This is a genomic window from Roseisolibacter sp. H3M3-2 (assembly GCF_029211165.1).
Lineage (GTDB): Bacteria > Gemmatimonadota > Gemmatimonadetes > Gemmatimonadales > Gemmatimonadaceae > Roseisolibacter.
The window spans coordinates 1-780 of sequence record NZ_JARGEK010000746.1; the positions used below are offsets into that span (position 1 = coordinate 1).

The window sequence follows — 780 nt, forward strand, 5'->3', positions numbered from 1 at the left end:
TTAAAATTCGCGTTAAATTTTTGTTAAATCAGCTCATTTTTTAACCAATAGGCCGTACTGCGATGAGTGGCAGGGCGGGGCGTAATTTTTTTAAGGCAGTTATTGGTGCCCTTAAACGCCTGGTTGCTACGCCTGAATAAGTGATAATAAGCGGATGAATGGCAGAAATTCGAAAGCAAATTCGACCCGGTCGTCGGTTCAGGGCAGGGTCGTTAAATAGCCGCTTATGTCTATTGCTGGTTTACCGGTTTATTGACTACCGGAAGCAGTGTGACCGTGTGCTTCTCAAATGCCTGAGGCCAGTTTGCTCAGGCTCTCCCCGTGGAGGTAATAATTGACGATATGATCATTTATTCTGCCTCCCAGAGCCTGATAAAAACGGTGAATCCGTTAGCGAGGTGCCGCCGGCTTCCATTCAGGTCGAGGTGGCCCGGCTCCATGCACCGCGACGCAACGCGGGGAGGCAGACAAGGTATAGGGCGGCGAGGCGGCTACAGCCGATAGTCTGGAACAGCGCACTTACGGGTTGCTGCGCAACCCAAGTGCTACCGGCGCGGCAGCGTGACCCGTGTCGGCGGCTCCAACGGCTCGCCATCGTCCAGAAAACACGGCTCATCGGGCATCGGCAGGCGCTGCTGCCCGCGCCGTTCCCATTCCTCCGTTTCGGTCAAGGCTGGCAGGTCTGGTTCCATGCCCGGAATGCCGGGCTGGCTGGGCGGCTCCTCGCCGGGGCCGGTCGGTAGTTGCTGCTCGCCCGGATACAGGGTCGGGATGCGGCGC

1 pseudogene is annotated in these 780 nt (G+C 57.1%); it reads right to left on the reverse strand.

What is annotated here, in order from left to right:
* Window positions 1–545 precede the first annotated feature (545 nt).
* Window positions 546–780: pseudogene (locus tag PYV61_RS26150) on the reverse strand (hypothetical protein); the annotation flags it as partial.